Consider the following 25,076-nt stretch of genomic DNA (forward strand, 5'->3'; position numbering starts at 1 on the left):
CGGGCCTTCGAGGCAGGCGAGGGCCGCATGTCTGAAAGAGTGCGCTTCCGGGGGGGCCTTCGTCGTCTACGACAATCAGTAGGACGCGAGGCTACTTGTCGAAGACATCGAGCAGGTCATGCGATGCGGGGCCCGGAAAGAAGCGGAGCGTACTCCCGGGAAGTACACCTAGGTCGTCAAGCGTCTTGTCCTTGACGCTTACGAACGCACGACTCTGTTCAGCCAAGGTTGGCGCGGGTGTCACGGACACTCGCCAGCCGCTACCCTCGATGTCTAAGTACTCCGCGATTCGAGCAATCTTGGTATCGCCATGTCTGAAGAGCAGTTGGCGATCAAATTCGTTCGTGTCGACGTCGGAGACGCCCGCCCAGAACCGAATATCCTCGCAGCCGAGGAGTTCTGCAATGTCAATGCGGCCAGCTGTGAGTTCGTATGTTACGTCGCGAGCGTAGACGTGAATGATCATCCGAATTCGAGGCGCCCCTGGGTTTGTTCGATGCCAAGAGGCATAGGCTCGAATCATCTGAGCCAGGGAGAACCGCGCATGAAAATGCCGACTCTTTCCAGCGGCTAGAAGTTGGGTTCTCAGGACGCGAAATCCGAGCGACGCGGCTTTCTGAAGAAGGGCTTGCGTGGTCCTGAAGATGATTCTTAGGTCGCGCTTGTCCCAAGGCGAGTCGATGTCGCGTGCAACTCCAACGAGTATAGGGGAGCCAGGGAACCAAGTAATGCAGTCCCCAGAACTCAAGGGCTCCGCTGGGGTTTTCTCGTGAAGCAATCCCTCGGTGCGCGCTTGCTCGAGTAGCGCTTCTGTTGAGGCGTTGAAGATCAGGCGGCGCTCAGTTGTGTTGTATCCAGCGCTGAGCGCGATGCATTCCTGTTTCTCTTGAGGGGCGGTGATCCATCCTCGAATCAGTTCCAGATCGGCTTTATCGCTGGGCTGCTTGACTCTCACAGGGGCTGACAGAGAGTACGACCAGTTCGCGACCCTGCTTCGTTCAGAGGATGCTGCCGTGACGAATTGCTCCAAGAAGGGATCAAAGTCGTCATAGCTAGGGAGCTCGATGAGGTTGGTGTTGAGGCGAGTCTCAAGATAGCGCCGGTCAATCGAGTCTTTCTCAAACACCACGGCGAAGTGCGGGAGTGGGTTTGCTCCACCAAGCGCAAGAATCTCCTCGAAGAGGCCCAAGAGATGAGGGTCGCTGAGACTGGTTCCAAGGAACAGGAACGAACGGTTTCTGAATACTTCCGCGAAGGCCCTTCTGAAGTGGGGCTCCTTATGGATGACCTGGCGATACTCTTCGTGTCCTACTACCAGCTCGCTAGGAGTTGCCTGTTCTAGGTCCTTTGAGGTGAGAGGCTTACCTTGTCCACCGAGAAACCCATGCAGTGCCCATAGGATGGGCTCCATCGGCTCGTGGAGAGAGGAGAGGACTCGCTGCGAATGAACGAGACTTCGCCCCAAGACGACGAAAGGGTCATCTAGGTTTTCTTTCTTGAACTCATCCAGGGCCGCACAAAGGAAAAGGTCGTCGTAGTTGGTGGTGAGGACGAGTGGCCAGTAAGCCTTGGCGAGGAGGCGGGTCCTCAAAGGGGGCGATTGGATACCGTCGCAGAGAGCTTTGCGGACTTCCTGTGGAAATCCCTGAGCGTCTCGTCGACGTAACCGCCTGACGGCTTCGAACGAGCGCTGCAGGGGATTTGTACTCGTGGGAGCCTTTACTGCCGCTGCCCTCTCTATCCTTTCGACAAACGTTCCCCAAAGGGGACAAGTCGGATAGCTCATCCCTGCACCCAGGAATGGAACCAGCTTTCCTGATTCGTAGATGGAAATGAGGCGATTGAGCTGCGCATTTCGAGTCGCGCAAGGAATCGGCATACTGCAAGTGTATGCTAGCTCCTTGGACCGTGGCGACCGTGCTCGGATTGGGTCGACTACCGGGGGGCAGCTCTCACCGCCCGCGAGGTTTCAGGTCCTCTTCCTCGTCGTCCGGACCCATGGCATCCGGGTCCGGCTCCGGCTCTTCATCCGGACCCATGGCGTCCGGGTCCGGCTCGTCTTCCATGCGCTCGGTCTCGTCGAGGCCATCGTCGTAAGCGGGTGCGACGGGGGCCGCCGCATGCGCTTGCAACTGCGACTCACGCAGTCGACGGAACGCCTGCACGCCCACCGCACCGAGCCCGATGACGAAGATGATGGGGCCCGGCGACAGTCGGATGTGCAGCAGCGCCCAGAGCAGGCCCACCCCGACGACACCGGCCGGCGCGAAGCGCGTCCACGCGGGCCGGGTGACTTCCGGTCGCAGCGCGAGCAACCCCAGCAAGGACAGCAGCAACAGCTCCACCACCACGGACCCGGACAGGTCCCATCCGGACAGCGTGGTGATGCCCGAACCCGCCGTATAGAGCACGTCGTCCGCGGCGCGCTGCGCGGGGATGACGTGCAGCTCCGGGGGGCCCGCGGGCACCGGCGCATCCGCCACTACGGGCAGCGTGCTCACCGTCGCCCACGGCGCGAAGAGCGTCAGCACGCACAGCGCCACGCCTCCCAGCGCCACCACCTCCGGAACGACCAGCAGCTGCTTCACGTCGAAGTAGCGCGCCAGCACGCCTTCCGGGCCCGCAATCACCTTGCGGTACTGGTCATGGACGACGAGCCCCGCGCCCAGCAGCCACAACACGGGCGTGAAGCCCAGCCCCAGCATCCGCACCGCCAGCGCCGTCAGCAGCGCCGCGTACGCCGCCGGCACCTCGGGGCGGTAGAGCACCATGGGAAGGAGCTTCGTGACACCCGTGGCCTCGCCGGCCAGCCGCAGCTCGCGCGCCAGCACCAGGACCGCGCCCACCAGGGCCAGCACCGTGCCCACCACGCCCACGCCGTCAAAGGCGGGGAGGATGGAGAGCGCCAACGCGAAGGCGAGAATCGCGAGCCCCACCACGCTCTGCGAGTGCGCCGGCACGCTCGCCAGCCACCGGGGGCCGTCGAACCTGGGCCCCGTCTGTCCCGGGTCCGTGTCCTCGGCCGTGTCGGCCGGCGCGGCAGCCTTCGCCGCTGCTGGGACGTACGCGGCGCCCAGACTGTGCGCCTCCGCCTCGTCGAGGATATCCGCCGCGTAGGACGGCTCATCCATCGCGCGCTTGGGCCGGAGCGCGGGACGCGAGCCCGTGCCTCCCTGGGGGGCCTCCGGCATCTTCGCGCCGCAGTTCTCGCAGTACCTCAGCCGACTGTTCGAGGCTTCGCCGCACTCCGGGCACCGCATGGGTCACCTTGCTGTGCGGAGGGCGGGGGGAGGCCCTCTCGGTCCAGCGCAAGCCCTGGAATAACACGCCGATTTCACCGGAAGCGAGAGGCCCCCGGTGGAGCGGCTACGGGCGGGCCGCTTCGGCTGCGGTGGGCGCCTCCGCCGTGGCCGTCAGCTCACGGATGCGCCTGGTCAGCGACTCCGGATCGATGGGCCCCACGTGTTTGCCCTGGATGATGCCCGCCGGGTTGATGAAGTACGTCTCAGGCACACCCGCCACGCCGTAGCTCACCGCCATGCGCGAGCGAGGATCCACCAGCTGCGGGAAGCTGTACCCCTGGCGCCGCAGGAACGCGCGGGCGTTGTCCTCGGAGTCCTCGAACACGACCCCCAGGAACACCGCCTGCGAGCCGAACTCCCGCTGGCCCCACTCCAGGACCGGGTGCTCGTACTGACACGGCCCACACCAGGACGCCCAGAAGTTGATGACCACCGGGCGGCCCTTCAGGTCCGCCAGGCTCACCTTCTCACCCGTGTCCAGCGAGCGCAGCACGAAGTCCGGTGCCGGCTTGCCCGCGAGCATGAAGGGCACCTCGTGCGGATTGCGCCCGAAGCCCTTGGCCAGCACCACCAGCAGTCCCACGCAGAGGGCGGCGAAGCCCAGCGTATAGCGCCACCGACGCATCAGGCCGCCCCCCGCTCCGCGTCACCGCCCGGCAGGGGCGAGGCCCCCGCTTCCGAACTGGCCATCGCCACCGCCGCCCGACGGCGCGGCCACAGCGCGATGATCGTGCCCAGCACGAAGAGCGGGATGCACCACCAGATCCACCCCACCAGCGGGAAGACCCAGACGTTGAAGCTCGCGTTGCCCGCCTGCTCGGAGAAGGCCATCAGGGAGATGTACAGGTCCTCACCCGCCGTCTCGCGCACCGCGGGCGTGCCGATGGGGTCCGTGCTCCGCTCGTAGTAGTTCAGGCGGGGCTTCATCTCCTCCACCTTGCCGCCCGGCGTCGTCACCTCCACGCGCGCCGCGACGAAGGTGCGGTGCGGCTCCTCTCCGCTCACCAGCCCCAGGTACTTGAGCTGATAGCCGTCCAGCATCATCGTCTGGTCCTTCTTCAGCGTGCCGGACGTGTGCTTCACGTACGACGACGACGCGGACACCGCGACGATGAGAATCACGATGCCCAGGTGCACCACGTAGCCGCCGAAGCGGCGCTGCGCCTTGGTGGCGCTCGTGAGCACCGCGGTGACGAGGCCCTCTTTGCGCTCCGTCATGCGGACCCGGATGGGCGACACCAGCTCCCGCAGCGTGACGACGGTGACGAAGCCCGCCAGTCCGAAGGTGAGCAGCGGATACACGCCGCGCAGCCCCACCGCGAAGCAGATGGCCGTGACGATGAGGCCCACCGCCGCGGGGATGAGGAACTGCCGCCGGAGCGTGGCCTTGTCCGGCGTACCCCACGGCAGCACCGGTCCCACGCCCATCAGGAAGAGCACCGCGATGCCACCCGGCACCGCCATCTTGTTGAAGTACGGCTCACCCACGCTGACGCGCACGCCGCGCACGGCCTCGGACACCAGCGGGTACAGCGTGCCCAGCAGCACCGTGAACGTGATCGCCACGAACACCAGGTTGTTCATCAGGATGCTGGCCTCGCGTGACGCCAGCGAGCTCAGCCGTCCTTCGGGCACCAGCAGCGGACCGCGCACCGCGAGCAGTCCCACGCACACCACCAGCAGCACGCCCAGGAACACCAGGAACGTGGGGCCGATGTCCGACTGGGTGAAGGAGTGGACCGAGTTGAAGATGCCCGAGCGCGTCATGAACGTGCCCAGAATCGTCAGCACGAAGGACGCGAGCGCGAGCGACAGCGTCCACAGCTTCAGCATCCGCTTGCGCTCCTGCACCATCGTCGAGTGCATGAACGCCGTCGCGGTCAGCCACGGCAGGAAGCTGGCGTTCTCCACCGGATCCCACGCCCAGTAGCCGCCCCAGCCGAGCACGGCATACGCCCACCACGCGCCGAGGATGATGCCAATCGACAGGAACAGCCACGCCACCAGCGTCCAGCGCCGCAGGGGCGCCATCCACGCCTCGCCAATCTCGCCGCGCAGCAGACCCGCCACCGCGACGCCGAACGGCACCGTCATCCCCACGTAGCCCAGGTAGAGGAAGGGCGGGTGGATGACCATCAGGATGTGGTTCTGGAGCAGGGGATTGGGGCCGGGGCCGTCCGCCGGCACGGGCGACACAGCGCCCCAGGGGTTGGCGGGACCGGCGATGAGGAACGCGAAGAACACGCCCACCGCCAGCATGGTGCCCAGCGCCAGTTGCATGTAGCGCGCGTGCTCGCGGCGGTGCATCCACGCGAAGGCCGCGATGTACAGGCCCATGATGAGGCCCCAGAAGAGGATGGACCCCTCCAGCGCGCTCCACAGCGACACCACCGTGTACAACAGCGGCGTGTCCCGGCTGCCCACCTGCGCGACGTACTTCACGCTGAAGTCGTGCGTGACGAGCGCGAAGACCATCATCAGGTTCGCGGCGACCATGCAGCCGGCGAAGCCCCACACCGCGCGCATCACCCAGGGGAAGCCCGCTTCACTGCGGCGCAGCCCGGTGACCAAACCCACCAGCGCGCCGAAGGTCGCGAACGCGAGCCCTCCGAGCACCAGCCCGTATCCAATCGACCCGTTCACCGCGCCTCCGCGCCCGTCCCCGTGCTGGCCGTCGTCGTGCCTTCGGAGAGCGTCTCACGCCACTTGTTCGGGTCCTCGCCCTCCTTGGGGGCGCGGTACTCGTTCGAGTGGTTCACCATCAGCCGGTTGGAGCTGAACACGCCGGACGCGTCGTAGGTGCCCTCCACCACGACGCCAATCTTGTCGCGGAACATCTGCGGCGGCGTCTCCGTGGAGCGCACCAGCACGCTGGGGGTGCCCTCGTTGGCGTCGTTGGCCACCCGGAAGTGCAGGGTGGTGTGCTCCGCGTTCCACTGGATGCTGCCCGGCTGCACCACGCCACCCAGGCGGATGGTGGCCGAGTACGCCTTCTCCCCCTGGGCCAGCATCTCCGAGGGGCTCCAGTAATAGACGAGGTTCTCTCCGATGTTGCCGAAGGCCACGAAGCCCAGGCCAGCGCCCGCGACGAGCAGGGCTCCCAGGGCGAACAGTCGATTGCGAGCGACAGGCGTCATGACGGGCTCACTCCTTCGCGGCCTGGGGCCGGCGCAGCCAGAGAGACAGCGAGTAAAGCACGAGCGCCACCACGGTGATGCCGTAGCAGGCCCAGACATAGCCCCAGCCGCCCTGGATGCGGCCACTGCCCACCTGGCCCGCGGCCTGGGCGAGGACTCCCAGCGTCGTCAAAGTCGTCATGTTCAGGCCACCTTCGGGGTGTCGTGGACGGAGGCCGCGCCGCCCGTGCCAGGCAGGGCTTCCGGGAGGGCCACTTCCGCCCGGCGCTCGGCCAGGGCGATGCGATAGCGGTGCATCAGCATGGCGATGGTCAGCAGCAACAGCCCGATGGCCGACACTCGCAGGCACAGCACCATCTGCGGATCCACCGTCTTGGGGCTCGACTGCACCTGATGCAGGCTGCGCCACCAACGCACGGAGAACCAGACGATGGGAAGGTTGATGGCGCCCAGGATCGCCACCACCGCGCTCCACGTCGCGCGCTTGTCCGGGTCCTCCACGAAGCGCCGCAGGACGAGGTAGCCGGTGTAGGTCACCAGCATGATGGCCTCCGACGTCAGGCGCGGATCCCACGACCAGTAGACGCCCCAGGTCGGACGGCCCCAGATGGCCCCCGTCACCATGCCCAGCGCGCCGAGCACGAGGCCGACCTCCGCCGCCGACTCCGCCGTCGAGTCCAGCTTCCAGCTGGCGTTGGAGCGCACCAGGTACGCCACCGCCGCCACGAAGTTCAGGAACATGGCCAGCATGGCCATCCACTGGAGTGGCACGTGCACGTACATGATGCGCTGCACGTCCCCCATCTCCCGGTCCGGCGGTGCCCACGCCAGCCCCAGCCACCATCCGGCGGCCAGCACGCCCAGCCCCACCACCGGCAGGCCCCACTTGATGAGCTTGTTCATCCGTCAGTCCTCGATGATGCGCGGGAACAGCACGAAGCCTACGCCCCAGTAAATGAGATTGAACCCCAGCAAAAGCCCCAGCCATGAGCCCAACTGATTCATGGGGTCTCCCTGAAGCACGAGCGAGGTCGCCTTGGCCAGGGACAGCAGGGCAGGGATGACCAGCGGGAACAATAGCAGAGGCAGGAGCACATCCCGCGCCCGGGCATTGCTGGAAATCGCGGCGTACACGGTACCCGGCGCGCTGAGGGCCAGGCTGCCCAGAAGGAGGACTGTTCCCAGGTCCACGAAGCCGGTGACGACCTTGACTCCGTAGAGGGCCACCATGACGGGGAGCAGCACGATGCCCAGGGCGATCAGCAGGAGCGCGTTGCCCAGGGCCTTGGACAGGTAGATGGCGCGCGCGTCCGCGGGGGCCAGTCGGATGCCGTCCAGGCAGGCGTTCTCGGATTCGACGCGGAAGGACTCGCCCATGGCCAGCACGCTGGCGAAGAGGATGGCGAGCCAGAAGTAGCCGCCCGCGTTCTTCTCCAAGAGGCGCGTGTCCGGCCCCAGCGCGAAGGAGAACATCAGGAGGGTGGCCAGCGCGAAGAAGACGATGGCGTTGAGGCGCGCGCGGGTGCGCCACTCGATGAGCAGGTCCTTGCGCAGGAGCGCCAGCGTGGCGCCGATGAGGCCGATGGGCCTGGGGCGGGGCGTGCTCATGCGGCCACCGCCCGGCCGTCCTGAAGATGCAGGCGCTCCTCGCACAACGTCATGCCCTGCTCGACCAGGTGCGTGGCCAACACCACCGTGACGCCGCCCGCCTTGAGCTCCGCGATGATGGCCTCCATGTCGCGGATGCCGGAAGGGTCCAGCTCACCGAAGGGCTCGTCCAAGAGCGCGATGCTCGGGGCCTTGAGCAGGAGCCGGGCGATGGCCAGGCGCTTGCGCATCCCCGCGCTGAAGCCGCGCACGGGATTGTCCGAGCGCTTCTCCAGGCCCACGCGCGACAAGAGCGCGCTGGCGCCATCCTTGGGCGAGGGGTGACCCAGCAGGCGCGCCAGCACGGTGAGGTTCTGGTGCGCGGTGAGGTCCTCGTAGAGGAAGCTCGCGTGGGACAGGAGCGCCACGTCGCGCCGCACCGAATCCCGGTCCGTCACGGCGTCGCGACCTAGCACCTCCACGCGTCCGGCCGTGGGGCTCAGCGCGGTGGCCAGCATGCGCAAGAGGGTCGTCTTGCCGGAGCCGTTGTGGCCGGTGAGCAGCAGCGAGCGCCCGCTGGGCAGCGCGTACGTCAGACGCGCGAGCGCCCAGCGACGCCCGTAGCGCTTGCTGACGTCGTGCAACGCGAGCGCGGGGGCGGAGGTGGATGGCATCGGGAAGCCGGTTCGTAGCCGGAATCGCAACTGTCATCCAGTGAAACCCGGGCGGCAGGCCGGGCAGGGACGGAGCGGGCCTGAAGACAGGAAAGTTTTTCCAATGGGTGGGGCCTCGTGTGCCCGCGGGAGCCGTCGATTTTCCACCGCGCGTCGTGTCCACCGGTGACCACGCGTCCCGTCCCGCCGGGCTCCCCCCGCGAAGAGGTGGTTTCGCCCAGGATTCGGGTGTGGCATCCCGCCTGCAATAACCCCCCGCGCGAGTTGGGGAGTTCCGTTGGGGAACGTGGGCCAGAGGAAGCTTTTCCGCGGAGGGGCGTGATGGCGACAGCGAGGGTCTTGCGGAGGGCGGTCAAGGCGGCGGCCGCTGGCGTGCTGCACTACAGTGGGATGCGCAGGGCGATGGCGGCATATCGGAGGGTGCAGTCGGGCGGCCGGCGCATCCTCATCGTGAGCTATCACCGCGTGGTGAGCGACTTCACGGGGGAGCTGCAGCGCTCCATCCCCGGGTTGCTCATCAGCCAGGAGACGTTCCGGCGCCACCTCGAGGAGGCCTCGGCGGCCGGCTTCGAGCTGACGTCGATTGGTGACGCGGTGGATGTGATGTCGGGCCGGAGGGTGGCGAAGAAGGACCTGTGCGTCATCACCTTCGACGATGGCTACCGGGACGTGTACCGGTACGCGTACCCCATCCTGAAGCAGATGGGGATTCCGGCCATCACCTACCTGCCGACGGCGTTCATCGGCACGAAGCGGCGGTTCAATCATGACCGCCTGTTCCACCTGCTGCGCCGGGCGCAGGAGCGGCACTACCACCCGGTGTACGCCGCGCTGCCGGAGGCGTCGATGGAGCTGCTCGGCCCCATCCTCTCCGGACAGAAGACGGTGTCGGCCGCGCTCGACGACTTCATTGGCGAGCACCCCACGCGGGTGCTGACGTCCATCATCGATGCGCTGGAGCAGCAGCTGGGGGGCGGGCAGGACCTGGTGCCGGAGCAGGGCGACATCATGAACTGGGACGAGGTGCGCCGCATGGCGCGCGACGGCTTCGAGTTCGGCGCTCACACGCTGGGGCACACGGTGCTGACGCTGGAGCCGCAGGAGGTGGTGGAGCAGGAGATCCTCGAGTCCAAGCGGACGATTGAAGCCGAGGTGGGCATCCAGGTGCGCGACTTCGCGTACTGCAACGGGTGGTACTCGGATGAGGTCATCCGCGTGCTGGCGTCGCACGGCTTCCGCTCGGGTGTCACGACGGAGGACCTGCCCAACCGGATTGGCGGAGATCCATTCACCCTCAAGCGCAAGGTGCTGTGGGAGAACTTCAGCCTGGGCATGCTGGGGGACTACTCGTCGCCGCTCACCGGCTGCCAGCTGGATGATTGCTTCGGGTTGCTCGGCATGAGCCACCCGGTGCCTGGCAGGAGGACCCACTCGTTCCGGGAGACCCTGCTGGGCAACGTGTTGCTGAAGCCGACGGGGGCTTCCTTGAAGGAGGCTCCGTGAGCGGAGGTGGCTCGTCGGCCGCGTCTGGGAATTCATTCCTCGGACGCGCCGGCCCCCTGGTGTTGGCCCGGCTGTTCACCGCCGGGTTGACGCTGTCCATTCCACTCGTCCTCGCCCGGGTGCTGCACCTGGACGAGTACGGTACTTATTACCAGCTCTTCCTCATCGCCACGACGCTGTACTACGTGCTGCCTTTTGGTGTGGTGCAGAGCCTTTATTACTTCCTTCCGCGCACCAGCGAGAAGCGGCCCTACCTGGGACAGACGCTGCTGTTCATGTCCGGTGCGGGCCTGCTGGGCGCGGTGCTTGTCTATGTCTTGCTGGGCCCGGTGGCGGCGTGGTTCTCCAATCCGGCGTTGCTGGAGTACCGGGGGGCGCTCGCGGCCTATACCGCGTTCCTCCTGGGCAGCTTCCCGCTGGAGGTGTCGCTCACGGCGCAGGGACGCACGCGCGCGTCGGCCTGCGTGTATCTGATTTCAGACGCGGTGCGCGCGGCGGTGATGGTGGTGCCGCCCCTGCTGGGCGCGTCGCTGCACGGGATGATGGTGGCGGTGGCCGTCTTCGCGGCGCTGCGGTTCGTGGCGACGTGGGTCGTCTCGCTCAGGGGGTCCACGGGGCCGCTGGCGAGCGCGTCGCTGTTTCGCGCGCAGCTGGCCTACTCGGCGCCCTTTGGCGCGGCCATGTTGTTGGCCATTCCGCAACAGAACGCGCACCTGTACGCGGTGGCGGGCGCGGTGGCGCCGGCGCTCTACGCGCTGTACCGGGTGGGGTGCTTCCAGCTTCCGGTGGTGGACCTGCTCTACACGCCCACCAGCGAGGTGCTGATGGTGCGCCTGGGGGAGCTGGAGCGCGAGGGCCGCCTGGAAGAGGGCGTGGATGCGTTCCGAGACGCGGCCGGTCGGCTGGCGTATGTCTTTCTTCCGTTCGCGGCGTTCCTCTTCGCGGCGGCGCCGGAGTTCATCGGCGCGCTGTTCGGCGAGACGTTCCTGCCCGCGGTGCCTGTCTTCCGCGTCAGCGTGCTGGGGGTGGTGCTCTCCATCCTCCCCATGGATGGGACGCTGCGGGCGCGGGGGCTGACCCGGGCCATCTTCGTCTCGTACGCGGTGAAGGCGGCGGTGACGGTGCCGCTGGTCATCCTCGGGGTGAAGCACCTGGGGTTGATGGGAGGCATTGGCTCCTGGGCGGTGGCGGAGGTGGTGGGTAAAGCGATGCTGCTTGTCCGGGTTCCGGCGGCGCTGTCCACTCCCCGACGCCAGCTCCAACTGGTGGACATCATTCCCTGGCAGGCGCTGGGGCGCTCCGCGCTCGCGGCGGGCGCGGCGGGCGTGGCTGTCTTCCTGTTGAGGGCGGGCGCGCAGGGCGCGTGGATGCAGCTGCCGACGGGCTTCTTCTGGCGCGTGTTGCCGCTGGCGGTGGCCGGGGTGCTGTTCTGCGTGGGCTACGTGGGGGTGCTGTACGCCGCGGGTGTGCGGCCGCTCACGGTGCTCGCGGGGTTGAGGCCTCGTAGGACGGCTTGAGGAAATCAGGGTGGCGCTTGAGGGCCTACTTCCCACTTGGGGGGCCGGTACCTAGGTTCCACCCCGTCGCGCGGTTGGGTCAGGGAGGCGTGGATGGGTGTCGATGCGATGATGTTGTACCGGGTGGCTCGCGGCCTGCGGCTGAAAGGGGTTCCCTTGCTCCCGGCCTTGCTGCGAAAGGCCATCTACTACCTTCACAGCTCCTACGTTCCGGACGAGGCCGACATCGGCGAGGGGACGCAGCTGGGGTACGGCGGAATCGGCGTCGTCATCCACAAGGCGGCGAAGATTGGGCGGCACTGCCTCATCTCCCAGCAGGTGACGATTGGCGGGCGCTCGGGGCTCGAGGGTGCGCCCGTCATCGGTGACTACGTGCGGGTCGGCGCGGGCGCCAAGATTCTCGGCAACATCCAGATTGGCGACTTCGCCGTCATCGGGGCCAATGCCGTGGTGCTCAAGGACGTGGCGCCAGGCACTGTCGTGGCGGGCATTCCGGCGCGGATCATCCGGCAGGACCCTGATCCCCTCACCACGTATCAGCGGGAGATGGGGTTGTTGCCCCGACGCTCGCCCCTGTCGGCGGTGCCTCCGTCGGCGTCCGTTCCTCGATAGGGCTCCTCATGCGTGTGCTCCTGGTTGGCGACCATCCTCCGCCTTTCGGCGGCGTGGCGATTCACGTTCAACAACTTCACCGCTTCCTGCGCAGCCGTGAGGTCGAAGCGAAGGTGCTGGACATCGGGAAGGGCGGCCGGCCGGTTCCGGACGTACTCCCGATGCGAGGCCCCGCGCACTTCGCCCTCAGGCTGACCGGGTTTCTCGCCTCGGGGTGGACGGTTCATGTCCACACCAGCGGGAACAACCCCAAGGCCTGGCTGCTCGCGGCGGCGGTGGGCAGTCCGCCGGGGGCACGCGCCCCCCGCTTCATCACCCTGCACTCGGGGCTGTTGCCCGACTACCTCGCGGCGGCGCCCTCTCGGCGGGCCTTCGCGCGGGTGGCGCTCGCGGGCTACTCACGCATCATCGCGGTGTCCGCGGCGGTGCGCGACGCGCTCGTGTCGTGTGGCATTCCGGAAGAGAAGCTCCTCGTCCACCCGGCCTTCTGTGCCTCGCAGGTTCAGGCGGGGGCCGTGCCCGTTCGAGTCGAGGCCGCGCGTGCGCGTCGCCGCCCGTTGCTGGTGATGGCGCACCATCCGTCGCCGGTCTACGGGCGCAAGCTCGCGTTTCGCGCCTTGCGGCTGCTGACGGAGTCTCATCGAGGCGTGGGCCTGGCGTTGTTCGGTCCTGGCACCGACTCCGAGGACTTCCTCCGCGACGCGCGCGAGCTGGGCGTGGCGGGGCCGCTGGAGCCGTTGGGGGAGCTGGAGCATCCGGCGGCGCTGGGGCTCATCGCCCGGAGCGACGTCTTCCTGCGACCCACCACGCATGACGGTGACTCCATCTCCGTGCGAGAGGCGCTGGCGCTGGGCGTGCCCTGCGTGGCCAGCGACGTGTGTGAGCGGCCCGAAGGGACGCGGCTGTTCCGCGCGGGGGACGCGACGTCGCTCGCCGCGACTGTCCGCGAGGCGGTGGCGGCGGGCCCCCTGCGCGTGGCCTCTCCCGACGTGGGGCCGGTGTTGCTCGACATGTATGAGGCGTTGTCACCCCGGCCCGCGCCGGTCAGACCGGTGCCCGTGACGTGGTGAGCGTCATTCCATTTTCCACTCGCGGGGAGACCGCGAGGATGTTCGACACAGGAGAGAAGAGAGATGCGGCGCAGTGATGACTTGGATATGTCGCGCCGGGCCCTCCGGGGGCGCGATCTGGTGGTGTTCTCCAACGACTGGGATGGGGACCCGCTGTCGAAGGTCCACATCATGCGGATCCTTTCTCGGGACAACCGCATCCTCTGGGTGAACAGCATTGGCAACCGCGCGCCGAGGGCGAACGCGCACGACGTGAAGCGCATCTTCGGCAAGCTGGAGCGCTTCACGCAGGGCCTGCGTGAGGTGGAGCCCAACCTCCACGTCCTGTCGCCGCTGGCGATTCCGTTCTACGGCAATGAGCTGGTGCGGGGTGCCAATCGCGAGCTGCTGCGGCTGCAGGTGCGCCGGGCGATGAAGCAGCTGGGCTTCCAGCGGCCCATCTCCTGGAGCTTCCTGCCCGCGTCCGCGCCCGTGTCGGGCACGCTGGGCGAGGAGTTCGTCGTCTACCACTGTGTGGACGAGTTCTCCGCCTTCAGCGACACCAACGGCCGTCACATCGCGGAGCTCGAGGACCGGCTGCTGCGCCGCGCGGATATCTGCATCACCTCCGCGGAGCGGCTCCGGGACAACAAGTCCCGCGTCAACCCGCGCACGGTGCTGGTGCGGCACGGCACGGACTTCCGTCACTTCGTGAAGGCGTGCGACGCCACCACGCGCATCCCCGAGGACATCGCGCGCCTGCCCAAGCCCATCATCGGCTTCTTCGGGCTGGTGGCGGACTGGGTGGACCAGGAAGCCATCATCGCGACGGCGCGGGCGCACCCGAAGGGCTCGGTGGTCATCATCGGCAAGACGACGCCGGACTGCGACGACTCGAAGCTGCGGGCCGAGCCCAACATCCACATGCTCGGCCGCAAGTCGTACGCGGACCTGCCGGGCTACAGCCGGGCCTTCGACGTGGCGCTGATGCCGTTCAAGATCAGCGAGCTCACGCTGAACGCCAACCCGCTCAAGGTGCGCGAGTACCTGGCCTCCGGCCTGCCGGTGGTGTCCACGGACCTGCCGGAGGTCCGCAAGGTGGGGTTGTGCAAGATCGCCACCTCGACGGAGGACTTCGTGAAGAAGGTGGGCGAGTGCCTCGCGGAAGGCCCCGGGCCCAATCGCGAGCGCGCCGAGAAGATCTTCAACGAGAGCTGGGATGCGCGCGTGGAGGAGATTCGCCACCACGTGGGCTCCGCGATGGTGGCGGCCGGCAAGACACTCTGAATCGCGGCACCACGTCCATGCGGCGGTGAGGGGCTCTTCGGGTCCGTCACCGCCGCGCGTGTGTGAGGTGGCTCACGCGCGGATGAGGGACTGTCGTCCCGTCACGGTGCGCTCCAGGTGCGCATAGAGACGGGCCACGCGCGCGTAGTCCGAGGGCCGGATGGTGGGCTCCGAGAGCAGACGGGTGAGCTCCGCCTTCGCCTCCAGGTAGTGCGAGGCGGGGATGCCACCATTCTCCTCGAGCAGTCGCGCGGCTTCCGCGTCCTCCAGGGCAGGGGAGATGCCCAGGCGTTCCTGCAACCGCTGGCGGAGCGCCTTGTCGAGTTCTGGAAGCAGGTCCTTCTCCACCTTCGAGCGGCGCATGAGCCAGCCCATGCTGCGCACGTACTCCAGGGCGGAGCGGTGTTTCTCCACGAGCACGGGCCTGGGGGCGCCAAAGCGCGTGCCACGGGAAAGAACGTACACACCTCCCACGGCCAGCACCTGCGCGACGAAGACCCAGATGCCACGCGACAGGGGCGGAGGGGGCGCGAGCTGGTGGTGGTACTCGTCGATGACGAGCGGACCGCGCGCGGCGAGCGCATTCCACAGGCGCGCGTTGTCCAGCAGCTCCAGGCGACGATTCTCCAGCACGTCCGCGCCAGCGAGGACGTAGACCTCACCCTTGCCGAGCGCGCGTCGCCACACGGCCACCGCGCCACCGAGTCCGGCGAGGGGCACCGCGTCCGGGTGGTCCATGCGCAGCCCCCGGTCCTGTGACATGCGAAGGGCCGTCAGCCCCCGGAACGGGCCCGCGCCCAGCCACACGTCCACCGTGGTGCCGCCCGCATCCGCGAGGTCCGTGGACAGGCCGCGCTCACTCGCGGGCAGGAGCGGCCCCTCGTCGAGCCGCAGCCACGTCTCCAGCGCGGCCTGGTGCATGCCGAGCTCGCGCGTCGACAGGTACACCAGCGTGCCGCCTTCCTGGACGAAGCGCTCCACGGCGCGCACTTCCTCCTCGGACACGGGGCGGCCCGTGGGCGCCGCCAGCACCAGGGTGCGAGTCCCGGCGGCGAGCGACTCCAGCGAGGTGAGCTGGGTGCTCACGGCGCGTCCCTCCTCGCGCAGGAACAGGTAGAGCGCGCGTGCGCCTTGAGGGCCCGGGTTCTCCACGGAAGCAATGGGTGAGTCGGGGGCCTCCCGGCTCGTGGAGAGGCCCATCGCCAGCGCGAGCGCGATGAGCAGGCCGAAGACCGCCACGGTCCGCGCGTTCTTCATGAGGCACGCTCCCGTGTCCCGGTAGGTCGGTCCTTTTTACCGGGAGGACTCGCGAGGAGGCTCATGCCGCGACCTCCGTGCCCAGCGTCCCGTGCAATCGCTCCACCGACTCGACGAACCGCGTGGCCTCTGCTTCTGGCACGGGTGTCAGCGAGTAGAAGGCCGCGTCGTACCAGGTCACCAGTCGTTCGACCTCCCGGGTGATGGAGGCGGGGGCTCCTCGAGCGGGAAGCTCCGCCGCCAGTTCGCGATTGGTCTTCACCCGGTCCGGACGGGCCAGCCGTCGCTCTTCCAACGAGGACAGCATGGCGAGCAAGGCCTCGCGAATCGCCTCGCGCGAGTCCTCGGCCAACGCCGAGCGGGCCCGCTTCAGGTGCTCCGGTGGCGCGTCCAGCACCAGCGGCGCGCCGGGCTCGGCGGCTCCCGGGCGCACGACGTTCCGGCGCAGGCGCAGCGAGCGCAACTTCAGTGCGCCCCACAACACCATCGCTATCGCGAAGCCCAGCATCACCGCGCGCGTCGCCACCGCGAAGCCCTGGGCCTCGCGTGATTCGAACAGGCCCTCCAGCCACGCCTCCAGCTTGCGCAGCAGTTGCTTCACGACGTCGCCGTGGCGCTGTCGGGCCCGGGAGAACTCGGGTCGGTCGAGCACGGCCTTGAGTCGCTCGCGCTCCTCTCCAGAGAGGTCCGTGAGGGCCTCCTCCGACGTGGCTGCGTGCTTCTCCAGCGCACAGGCCTGCTCCAGGAAGTCCGCCACCTGTCGGGCCCGCTCGGGCGCGGTGGCGTCCTCGTCCGCGGGGGGCAGGGGCATGCCACCCATGCGCCGTCCCAGCTCCTCCACGGCCGAGGAGACCTCCGCGGGGCGGGACCTGGCGGTCTCTTCGAGGGCGCGCGCGGTGGCCTCGCGGTCGTCACACGGCAGCGAGGCCAGCAGCAGCAGGAGGGGCAGGCTTGGCACGAAGGAACTCGCGGGCGGGTGGCGTCAGGCGGCGAGGGGCGGTGACGGCTCGGTGCCCAGTCGCTGCTCCAGGTCCAGGGCTTCCCGGCGCACGCGCAGGTCCAGGTAGAAGAACGAGCAGACGACGAAGTTGACGGGGGAGAAGAAGGACTGCGCCGCCACCTGGAGGATCTCCACCGGCACCAGGAGGAGCTGCGGCGTGCGCGCCATGGTCTCCGCCGAGAAGGGGTTCCCATAGGGCAGCATCACCAGCCACGCGGGGATGCCGAAGAGCAGGTGCACCGAGAAGAGGATGAGGCTCACCACGGTGAAGAGAATCATCCCGCGCACCATCACCCGTCCCAGGAAGCCCGGCTCCACGCGTCCGGACAGCATCGCTCCCGAGCGCGTGAAGGCGCCCCAGGCCCCCAGGTCTTCCATGGCGAGCACGGGAGGCAGCAGCAGGAAGCGCAGGAAGTACCAGAGGATTGCGCCGAGCATGCCCAGGGCCAGCAGCAGTCCGCCCGCCACCAGCAGCACGATGCCCAGCACCTGGGAGTCCATCGCCGTGGCGATACCACCGGCCACCATCAGCACGGTTCCGGGGATGCTCGCGACCAGCGTCACCAGGGTCGACCACCCCACCGACAACAGGAAGGCGCCCGTCACCGCGCCCACCTTGGACAGGCCCCGGCGAAGGCCGTCCGCGGGGCTCACGGGCGTGCCCAACTGCGCGGACAGCACGTAGCGGGCGGTCGCCACCGTGGTCAGCCAGTAGCTCCAGATGAGGAACATGAACAGGCCAGACCAGAGCACCAGCGACAGACTCGCCTGCCCCAGCATCTCGAAGGGCGCCTCCTTGGTGACGGCGTCCTTGTCCGTCACATAGAGCATGGGCGTCAGCCAGCGCGTCAGCTGGAGCGTGGCCTTGGTCGCGATGAAGCCGACCAGCGAGTAGCCGAGGTTCAACACGAAGAGGGGCTTGAGGTGGCCGCGCCAGAAGGTCACGGCACGGTCAATCAACTCCCCCAGGGCCAGGGGGCGCAGCTCGGAGACGGAGGAAGGCGAAGTCACGGGACGCGCAGCATAGCCCGGGGCGCGCACGCGGCCAGCAGTGCTCGCGCCGCCTGGGCCGGGTCCTCGGCTTCCAGCACGGAGGAGATGACGGCGAAGCCCGCCGCGCCGGTGAGCCTGCTCGCCCTCTCCGCGGTGATTCCTCCGAGCGCCAACGCGGGACAGGGAAGGCCCGCCGTGAGCGCGAGGAAGCCCTCGGGGCCGAGCGTCGTCCGGGTGTCCCCGGGCTTGGAGCCGGGGGAGAACACGGGGCTCACCAGGGCCAGGTCCGCGCCGCGCGCCGCGCGAGCCTCGCGCTCGTCATGGACGGCCAGGCTGATGAGCCGGCCTGGGGGCAGGTGAGGGCGGACGTCCCCGGGTGTGGGGCCGTCCGAGGGCAGATGCAGGTGCGCGCCCACGAGCAGGGCCACGTCCAGCCGGCCATTGACGAACAGGGGATTGCCTCGTGTCCGGCAGAGCGCGGCGAGGACCCGGGCGTCCTCGAGGAAGCGGCGACCGGAGGACTCGGGATGGCGGTGCTGGACCGCGACGTCAGGGCCCGCCTCGAGCGCGCGGCTCAGCGCGCCCAGGAGCCGCTCACGCGGCAGACGCCAGTCGGTGATGACGACGAGCCGGGGGAGGGAGGGCGCCACCGGGAGCGTCATGGGTGGGCGCGCCTACTGGACGATTCCGTCGAGCGGGCTGGACGCGGAGCCGTAGGCCTTCCGGGGGATGCGGCCGGCGAGGTACGCGTCCCGACCCGCTTCCACGGCCTTCTTCATGGCGACGGCCATGCGCACCGGGTCCTGGGCGCCGGCGATGGCGGTGTTCATCAGCACGGCGTCCACGCCCAGCTCCATGGCGATGGCCGCGTCGGACGCGGTGCCGACGCCAGCGTCGACGATGACGGGCACCTTCACCGTCTCCAGGATGAGGCGCAGGTTGTGCGGGTTGCGGATGCCCAGTCCGCTGCCGATGGGGGCGCCCAGCGGCATCACCGCCGCGCAGCCCGCGTCCTCCAGCTTGCGCGCGGTGATGGGGTCGTCGCTGGTGTAGGGCAGCACGGTGAAGCCCTCCTTCACCAGGATGCGGGCCGCCTTCACCGTCTCCTCGACGTCCGGGTAGAGCGTCTTCTCGTCGCCGAGGACCTCCAGCTTGACCCACTTGCTCATGCCCAGCTCCTCGGCGAGCCGGCAGGTTCGCACCGCGTCCTCGGCCGTGTAGCAGAGGGCCGTGTTGGGCAGGAGGCGCAGCCGCTCGCGGTCGATCCACCGCATGAGCGAGGCCTCGCCCGTGGCCTTCAGGTCCAGCCGGCGCACGGCGACGGTGACCATCTCCGTGCCGGAGGACTCGTGGCAACGCTTCATCACGTCGTGGCTGGGGTACTTCCCCGTTCCGAGGATGAGGCGGGAGGCGAACGTCACTCCCGCGATGGTGAAGGGCTTGTCCTGGATGCTCATGGCCATCTCCTCGCTACCCGCCGCCGACAAAGGTGACGATCTCCACGCGGTCCCCGGGCTGGAGGTGGTGCTCGGGGTGGCGGGCGCGGCGCACCACCTCGGCGTTCACCTCCACGGCCACACCCGGACCGCCGACTCGCAGCGATTCCAGCAGCGCCGAGAGGGTGGTGGCCTCCGGCACCTCGCGTGTTTCTCCGTTGACCCAGACCTGCACGGCGTCACGGCTCCTTGCGATGGGGACCCGGGGACGCACTACAGGGGGGCATACCGTGCTGTCAACGCACACTCCGGCAGTACGTTCGCCACCGTCACCGGTATACTCGACGTCATGCTCATGGCTCCCAGCAGGCTTCTCTCCATCGCGCTCGTCGTCGCGCTCGGGCTGCCCCTCACCGCGCTCGCGGACGAGCCCGTTGCCACGCTGGACGCCCCGGTGCGCGCGCCCACGCCGGTGCTCCACGGCCACCGGTATGCCTTCGTCGCCGGAGGCGTGCTCGCGCTGGGGGGATTGGGGCTGGGCTTCTTCGCGCAGGGCGAGGCGAAGCGCGCGCAGGGGCTCACGTCGGCCCGGGATGCACGGGAGACGATGGACCGGGCCCGCTCGGCCTCCACCGCGGCGAACGTGATGTACGCCGCCGCGGGCGCCGCGGTGCTGTACGGTCTGGTGCTGGAGCTGCTGCCCGACGAGGCCGCCGACACGGCGAGCCTCACCTACCACTTCTGAACGAGCCCCCCGTGGCCCTCCGCTCTCCTGTCCCCCTCCTGGCCTGCGGCGCCGTGCTCGCCGTCGTGGCCTGCTCTCTCAACGTCGACGACCTCGCCGGCAAGGCCTGCACGGACAACTCCGAGTGCCCCACGGCCTATGCCTGTACGGCCCTGGGCGCCGACGGCCAGCGCACGTGCGAGGTCATCTACCCGCCGCATTACACGGAGGCCGACGGTGGCGCGGACGCGGGGCCGGTGCCCACGTACTGCGAGGACGTCGAGCCCATCCTCGCCGCCACCTGCGTCAGCACCTGCCATGGCGCGGACACCAGCGGAAGCAGTCAGACGTCGTTCCGGCTGGACTACTACGAGCCGACTGGCAACGGCGTGCCCGGTGCGAGGGCCAAGGCGCTGCGCATCCGGGTGCGCGCGTCGGACCTGAAGGACATGCCTCCCACGGGCAGCCCGCAACCCACCACGGAAGAGCGCGCGCTGATTGCGCGCTGGGTCGCGGGGGGCGCGCCTCTCTGCGACAGCACGGGCACCAACGACGCCGGGCCCTGAAGTCCCCGCCGTACCTCCTCGCTTTCAGGTTCCAGGTTTCAGGTTTCAGGTTCCATGACGAGCCCCATCATGAAGAAACTCCTCGCGAGCGTGGCCGTCATGGTCGCGTTCACCGTGGCCTGCACCATCGACGTGGCGGACTTCACCGGCAAGACGTGCGAGACGGCCAGCGACTGTCCCGACACGCACGTCTGCGTCGCGGTGCGACAGGGACAGGGCCGCACGTGTGAAGTGCTCGGCCTGCCTGGTATTCCCGACGCGGGGGAGATCGACGCGGGGCCGGTGCCCACGTACTGCGACGACGTGCAGCCCATCCTCGCCGCCAGCTGCGTGAGCACGTGCCACGGCGCGGACACCAGCGGAAGCAACCAGACCTCGTTCCGGCTGGACTACTACGAGCCTCCGGATGGCGGTGGCGCGGACGGCGGAGGACTTCCGGGGGCTTTCGCGAAGGCCGCGCGAATTCGCGCCCGCACGTCCGTGTTCCAGGACATGCCGCCTTCGCCCACCACCGTCACGCTGCCCACCGCCGAGCAGCGGGCCATCGTCGCCCGGTGGGTGGAGGGTGGAGCGCCCTTCTGCGACGCGGGCACGGGTGAGCCGGATGGCGGAGCCGCCGACGGTGGCCGCGCGGATGGCGGAGTCGACGCGGGGCCGTGAGCGGTGTGAGCCCGCGCATTCTCGCGTGTGAGGGAATGAAGTGTGCCTGCCTGGGCACCTTCGTTCCTCGCGCGCGGTCGTGACAGGGATTGTTCCCACGGAGAGCGGCCGGGCGACCGGGGCCTCCGTGCGCGGATCGACGCCCCTGTGTCTTCCAAACGCGACGCGCAACCCCTGTGCAAGTGCGAGAGGAGCGCTCACTTTCTGCCCAACACCGGGAGACATGCTCTCCCGACAGCCTACCGAAAGGGGCAGGACGATATGCGCAAGCTCATGATGGCGGTCGGTGCGATTGCGGCTCTGGCGATGGTTTCCGGTTGCAGCAAGCGGGACAACGTCGCTGAACAGCGCCAGGACGTCGCGGAGGCGCAGACGGAGGCTCGCCAGGAGACGGCGGAGATCCGTCAGGACGAACAGAAGGACATCGCGGACACGCAGCGCAACGCGCAGGAAGACATCGCGGAGACGCAGCGCGAGGCGAACCAGGACATCGCCAGCGCGCAGAACGACGTCCGCGACGAGCAGGGTGACCTGGCCGAGGCGCAGCGGGACTTGAATGAGGACGTGGCCACGGGCGGCTCCGGCGCCGCGGGGGCCACCATGGCCGCGACCAGCGTCCAGGGCCGCGTGCTCTCCACGAGCGGTGACTCGCTCACCGTGGTGGACACCACCAACAACCGGCAGCTCAAGCTGAAGACGAACGACCAGAGCCGCATCCTCCAGAACAACCGCGCCGTGAAGGTGAAGGACATCAAGGAGGGTGACCAGGTCCGCGCCTCGTACGTGCTGGATGGCAAGGACATGGTGGTCCGCGAGCTGAGCGTCACCCAGGCCGTGACGCCGACGAACCAGTAACGCAGCACAAGCGGGCGGTCCGCCTCCTCGCGGATGGCCCCGGGACGGCTCCCACTCCGGTGGGGGCCGTTCCCTTTTTTCCCTGAATCCATTCCGAGGGGTTGGAAGGGTGTGTCGGACCTGGGTGGTAGGAGGGACGCGTGGGGTTTCCTCACGCCTTCCCAACCCTGGGGAGGACCTTCATACCCGGGAGCAGTCATTCGAAATGGGCACCCACCACCCTGCACAACCCCCTGCCAGACCCTTCATCCTCTTCACCGCCGGGGCCACGGCCTACGAACTCATCCGGTACCTGGGCGCGCGCGGCTCGGGAGAGCTGCTCATCGCGCGCAGGCACTACCTGGACACGCCGGGAGACCTGGTGCTCATCAAACGCTTGCAGGACGCGGGAGACGAGCTGGGGCGCGCGCGGCTTCGCGAGGAGGTCAAACTGCTGATGCGCTTGTCCCATCCGGCCATCGCCCAGGTGTTCCTGGTGCGGGTGCATGACGGGCTGCCCCACCTCGTCATGGAGTACGTGGAGGGGCACAGCCTGGAGACACTGGTCAGCTTCGCGGCGCTGCGGCGCCGGCCGCTCTCGGAAGCCTTCGCCGCCTACGTGGGCGCGGAGATCGCGGACGCGCTCCACCACGCGCACACGCTGGAGGATGATCGCGGCCGGCCGCTGGGGCTCGTCCACCGCGACGTCAGTCCCCGGACGCTGCGCCTGGACGTGCGGGGCCACGTGAAGCTGGCGGACTTCGCCCTGGCGTGGGCCCGGCTGCCGGGGCGCGTGGCCACCGAGGCCCACCTCGTCCGGGGAGACCTGGCCTATGCGTCGCCGGAGGCACTGCTGCGCCGGCCGCTGGACGGGCGCTCCGACCTGTTCTCCCTGGGCGTGGTGCTGCTGGAACTGCTCACCGGGTTGCACCTGCTGGACCTGGAGGCCGTGGAGCGCGCGGCGCTTGCGTCCGGCCCGCTTCCGGACGCGGAGCTGCTCCAGGCGGAGAACCCCAGCTGGCTTTCCGCGCCCATGATGGCGGCCCGCATGGCGTGCTTCGCGCCGGAGCACGTCGAACACGCCACGCGCACCCTGTCCTCGCCGCTGCGAGCCATCCTCGCGCGGCTCTTGCGCCGCGAGCCGGAGGAGCGCTTCCAGACGGCACTGGAGCTGCGGGACTCGCTGCGCGCGGTGCTGGGCGGACGGGGCTACGCGTATGGGCCCTCGGAGGCCGCGCGCGAGGCGACCCAGGTCCGTCAGGATGCCCGTTCCCGGAGGCGCACGGCGGATGTGTTGTCCTCGGATGAGGCGCTGCCCACGGCGTCGGGGCGCGGCGGCGCCTCCATGGCCGGGACGTGAGCGGGGCGGGCGCGGTGTTCAGGGGATGCACGCGGTGGGATGGGTGCTTGTCTGGCGCGCGCGGACAGGCAGACTGATGCGCCTATGGGCGACGTGAACGAACTCCACCAGCGCTGGTGCATCGCGGACGGACACGCGGACTCCCTCATGTGGAACCGGGACTTGTGCACGCGCTCGGACGAGGGGCACGTGGACTTTCCCCGGCTGCGGGAGGCGGGGGTGAAGCTCCAGTGCTTCACCATCGTCACCCGGGGCTTTCCCTTCATCGGGGGCTTCCCGGTGTTCGCCGCGTGGCGCGGCTGGCCCCGGGAAGCACGCGCGAGCGAGTGGACGCGGGCCTTGTGGCAGATAGAGCGCATGGAGGAGTTCTGCCGTCGCTCCGAGGACGCGGCGCGAATCACCACCACGCCCGCGATTCTGGAGGACAACCTCGCCCGGGGGCGGCTGTCCGCGGTGCTGGGGGTGGAGGGTGGGCATGCGATTGAAGGCAAGGTGGAGCGGCTGGCGGAGCTGCACCGCCGGGGCGTGCGCTTCATGGGGCTCACCCACCTGTCCAACAATGACCTGGGGGGCTCTTCCTTCCCGATGATGGGCAACCGGGGGCTCACCTCCCTGGGGCAGGAGGTGATGGAGGAGATGGCGCGGCTGGGGCTGAGCGTGGACGTGGCTCACGCCTCGGAGCGCACGCTGGAGAACCTCTTCACCCACCCTTCGGTCCGGTTCTTCTGCTCACACACGGGCGTGCGGGCGGCGGGGGGAGGGTGGCGCAACCTGAGTGACGCCTCCTTGCGCTTCATCGCGGACCGGGGGGGCGTGGTGGGAATCATCTTCGCCCCCGTCTATCTGGGAGGCGACGCGGTGGATGACGTGGTCCGCCATATCGAACACGCGGTGGACGTCATGGGCGAGGAAGGCGTGGGCCTGGGTTCGGATTACGACGGAATGGTGCCGCTTCCACGGGGGATGAAGGACGTCACCGACTTGCACCTGCTCACCACGGCACTGCTGCGCCGACATCCGGAGTCCTGGGTGGAACGAGTGATGGGAGGAAATTTCCGGCGTTTCTTCCAGACGACACTGGGTGGTTGACCGGCGGCGGTACGCTCGAAATATTGGTCGCAAGCTCATGAACCGCTCTCTCTTCGTCCTAGTGTCCGTCGTTGGTTCCCTCCTCCTTGCCGGCTGCGGTGGCGCCAGCGCGGGAGATGATTGTGACGAGGCGGGCAGCTTCGTCTGTCAGGAGAACGTCCTGGCGCTGGAATGCCGCACCGGGACGTGGCGGGAAGTTCCCTGCCGGGGTCCGCTCGGCTGCCGCGAGTCCGACGAGGCCGTGCGGTGCGACACCTCTGGCAACGTCGCGGGGGACGCGTGCTCCTCCAGCTCCGAGGGCCGGGGGCTGTGCCGACGGGATGGCAAGGCCGTGCTGGAGTGCCGCCAGGGAGTGTTGGTGGAGACGGCGACGTGCGCCACCTGTGAGGTGGACAACTCCGAGGTGACTTGCCAGCCGTGAGCCGTTGAAGGCGAGCGTCAGGAGTCTTCACTGAGGGACGTGTGGTAGCTTCGGAGCGCCGCTCGCGG

Annotated in this window: 27 protein-coding genes; 12 read left to right on the top strand and 15 right to left on the bottom strand. The window is 68.6% G+C overall.

Annotation, left to right across the window (positions count from 1 at the left end):
• Positions 1-91 precede the first annotated feature (91 nt).
• From HUA74_RS39100 to ccmA, 9 genes are all read right to left on the bottom strand, one after another.
• Positions 92-1,786, bottom strand: coding sequence for an SIR2 family protein (locus HUA74_RS39100; RefSeq protein ID WP_174458651.1), 1,695 nt, complete (start codon positions 1,784-1,786; stop codon positions 92-94).
• A gap of 166 nt (positions 1,787-1,952) precedes the next feature.
• Entirely contained in the window at positions 1,953-3,260 is a 1,308-nt protein-coding gene (locus HUA74_RS39105) for a zinc ribbon domain-containing protein (protein ID WP_174458652.1), read from the bottom strand.
• Positions 3,261-3,366: 106 nt separating this feature from the next.
• The gene (locus HUA74_RS39110; RefSeq protein WP_141643304.1) at positions 3,367-3,927 is read right to left on the bottom strand and encodes a redoxin domain-containing protein; all 561 of its coding nucleotides are present in this window, start codon (positions 3,925-3,927) and stop codon (positions 3,367-3,369) included.
• Positions 3,927-5,945, bottom strand: a complete 2,019-nt coding sequence (locus HUA74_RS39115; protein ID WP_141643303.1) for a heme lyase CcmF/NrfE family subunit — start codon at positions 5,943-5,945, stop codon at positions 3,927-3,929. Before HUA74_RS39115 ends, HUA74_RS39110 begins: the two co-directional genes overlap by 1 nt.
• Positions 5,942-6,439: a cytochrome c maturation protein CcmE gene (locus HUA74_RS39120; RefSeq protein ID WP_174458653.1), complete on the bottom strand. Its 498-nt coding sequence runs from the start codon at positions 6,437-6,439 to the stop codon at positions 5,942-5,944. Before HUA74_RS39120 ends, HUA74_RS39115 begins: the two co-directional genes overlap by 4 nt.
• Before the next feature lie 7 nt (positions 6,440-6,446).
• Positions 6,447-6,620, bottom strand: coding sequence for a heme exporter protein CcmD (locus HUA74_RS39125; RefSeq protein ID WP_141643301.1), 174 nt, complete (start codon positions 6,618-6,620; stop codon positions 6,447-6,449).
• A 2-nt stretch (positions 6,621-6,622) separates the two neighbouring features.
• A complete protein-coding gene (gene ccsA, locus HUA74_RS39130) occupies positions 6,623-7,342 on the bottom strand; it encodes a cytochrome c biogenesis protein CcsA (RefSeq protein WP_141643300.1) in 720 nt (239 codons plus the stop codon).
• Positions 7,343-7,345: 3 nt separating this feature from the next.
• Positions 7,346-8,047, bottom strand: a complete 702-nt coding sequence (locus HUA74_RS39135; RefSeq protein WP_141643299.1) for a heme exporter protein CcmB — start codon at positions 8,045-8,047, stop codon at positions 7,346-7,348.
• The gene (gene ccmA, locus HUA74_RS39140; RefSeq protein ID WP_141643298.1) at positions 8,044-8,700 is read right to left on the bottom strand and encodes a heme ABC exporter ATP-binding protein CcmA; all 657 of its coding nucleotides are present in this window, start codon (positions 8,698-8,700) and stop codon (positions 8,044-8,046) included. Before ccmA ends, HUA74_RS39135 begins: the two co-directional genes overlap by 4 nt.
• Before the next feature lie 402 nt (positions 8,701-9,102).
• Here ccmA and exoL point away from each other — a divergent pair, with 402 nt between their 5' ends.
• From exoL to exoP, 5 genes are all read left to right on the top strand, one after another.
• On the top strand, positions 9,103-10,203 hold the full coding sequence (gene exoL, locus HUA74_RS39145) for a spore coat polysaccharide deacetylase ExoL (protein WP_306440883.1): 1,101 nt from the start codon (positions 9,103-9,105) through the stop codon (positions 10,201-10,203).
• Complete coding sequence (gene exoM / locus HUA74_RS39150) at positions 10,200-11,720, top strand: spore coat polysaccharide flippase ExoM (protein ID WP_174458654.1); 1,521 nt, start codon at positions 10,200-10,202, stop codon at positions 11,718-11,720. Before exoL ends, exoM begins: the two co-directional genes overlap by 4 nt.
• Positions 11,721-11,813: 93 nt before the next feature.
• Positions 11,814-12,332 carry a serine O-acetyltransferase gene (locus HUA74_RS39155; protein ID WP_174458655.1) on the top strand — a complete coding sequence of 173 codons (519 nt, stop codon included), beginning with the start codon at positions 11,814-11,816 and terminating at the stop codon, positions 12,330-12,332.
• Between the two features lie 8 nt (positions 12,333-12,340).
• Complete coding sequence (locus HUA74_RS39160; RefSeq protein ID WP_174458656.1) at positions 12,341-13,402, top strand: glycosyltransferase family 4 protein; 1,062 nt, start codon at positions 12,341-12,343, stop codon at positions 13,400-13,402.
• Positions 13,403-13,465: 63 nt separating this feature from the next.
• Positions 13,466-14,668 (top strand): spore coat polysaccharide biosynthesis glycosyltransferase ExoP, encoded by a 1,203-nt coding sequence (gene exoP / locus HUA74_RS39165; RefSeq protein ID WP_174458657.1) that lies wholly within the window; start codon positions 13,466-13,468, stop codon positions 14,666-14,668.
• Positions 14,669-14,740: 72 nt separating this feature from the next.
• On the opposite strand, the gene HUA74_RS39170 is transcribed toward exoP, so the two are convergent.
• From HUA74_RS39170 to thiS, 6 genes are all read right to left on the bottom strand, one after another.
• Positions 14,741-15,925 carry a DUF4350 domain-containing protein gene (locus tag HUA74_RS39170; protein WP_174458658.1) on the bottom strand — a complete coding sequence of 395 codons (1,185 nt, stop codon included), beginning with the start codon at positions 15,923-15,925 and terminating at the stop codon, positions 14,741-14,743.
• A 61-nt stretch (positions 15,926-15,986) separates the two neighbouring features.
• Positions 15,987-16,883: a DUF4129 domain-containing protein gene (locus HUA74_RS39175; protein ID WP_174458659.1), complete on the bottom strand. Its 897-nt coding sequence runs from the start codon at positions 16,881-16,883 to the stop codon at positions 15,987-15,989.
• A 24-nt stretch (positions 16,884-16,907) separates the two neighbouring features.
• Entirely contained in the window at positions 16,908-17,936 is a 1,029-nt protein-coding gene (locus HUA74_RS39180) for a hypothetical protein (protein WP_141643290.1), read from the bottom strand.
• Positions 17,933-18,580, bottom strand: coding sequence for a thiamine phosphate synthase (locus HUA74_RS39185; protein ID WP_174458660.1), 648 nt, complete (start codon positions 18,578-18,580; stop codon positions 17,933-17,935). The genes HUA74_RS39180 and HUA74_RS39185 overlap by 4 nt, the downstream gene beginning before the upstream one ends.
• 12 nt (positions 18,581-18,592) lie before the next feature.
• Entirely contained in the window at positions 18,593-19,381 is a 789-nt protein-coding gene (locus HUA74_RS39190; RefSeq protein WP_371745779.1) for a thiazole synthase, read from the bottom strand.
• A 7-nt stretch (positions 19,382-19,388) separates the two neighbouring features.
• Positions 19,389-19,589, bottom strand: a complete 201-nt coding sequence (gene thiS / locus HUA74_RS46165) for a sulfur carrier protein ThiS (RefSeq protein ID WP_141643287.1) — start codon at positions 19,587-19,589, stop codon at positions 19,389-19,391.
• A gap of 120 nt (positions 19,590-19,709) precedes the next feature.
• On the opposite strand from thiS, the gene HUA74_RS39200 reads away from it, so the two are divergent.
• The 7 genes from HUA74_RS39200 (at position 19,710) to HUA74_RS39230 (ending at position 25,008) form a co-directional block, all read left to right on the top strand.
• Complete coding sequence (locus HUA74_RS39200) at positions 19,710-20,099, top strand: hypothetical protein (RefSeq protein ID WP_254625455.1); 390 nt, start codon at positions 19,710-19,712, stop codon at positions 20,097-20,099.
• 11 nt (positions 20,100-20,110) lie between these two features.
• On the top strand, positions 20,111-20,644 hold the full coding sequence (locus tag HUA74_RS39205; protein ID WP_174458663.1) for a hypothetical protein: 534 nt from the start codon (positions 20,111-20,113) through the stop codon (positions 20,642-20,644).
• Between the two features lie 69 nt (positions 20,645-20,713).
• Entirely contained in the window at positions 20,714-21,304 is a 591-nt protein-coding gene (locus HUA74_RS39210; protein WP_174458664.1) for a hypothetical protein, read from the top strand.
• Between the two features lie 261 nt (positions 21,305-21,565).
• On the top strand, positions 21,566-22,159 hold the full coding sequence (locus HUA74_RS39215) for a hypothetical protein (protein WP_141643283.1): 594 nt from the start codon (positions 21,566-21,568) through the stop codon (positions 22,157-22,159).
• Positions 22,160-22,364: 205 nt separating this feature from the next.
• Positions 22,365-23,498, top strand: a complete 1,134-nt coding sequence (locus HUA74_RS39220; protein ID WP_174458665.1) for a serine/threonine-protein kinase — start codon at positions 22,365-22,367, stop codon at positions 23,496-23,498.
• A gap of 84 nt (positions 23,499-23,582) precedes the next feature.
• On the top strand, positions 23,583-24,587 hold the full coding sequence (locus HUA74_RS39225; protein WP_141643281.1) for a dipeptidase: 1,005 nt from the start codon (positions 23,583-23,585) through the stop codon (positions 24,585-24,587).
• A gap of 37 nt (positions 24,588-24,624) precedes the next feature.
• On the top strand, positions 24,625-25,008 hold the full coding sequence (locus HUA74_RS39230; protein WP_174458666.1) for a hypothetical protein: 384 nt from the start codon (positions 24,625-24,627) through the stop codon (positions 25,006-25,008).
• The last annotated feature ends 68 nt before the right edge of the window (positions 25,009-25,076 follow it).

The organism is Myxococcus sp. CA051A, from assembly GCF_013336705.1.
GTDB classification, from domain to species: domain Bacteria; phylum Myxococcota; class Myxococcia; order Myxococcales; family Myxococcaceae; genus Myxococcus; species Myxococcus llanfairpwllgwyngyllgogerychwyrndrobwllllantysiliogogogochensis.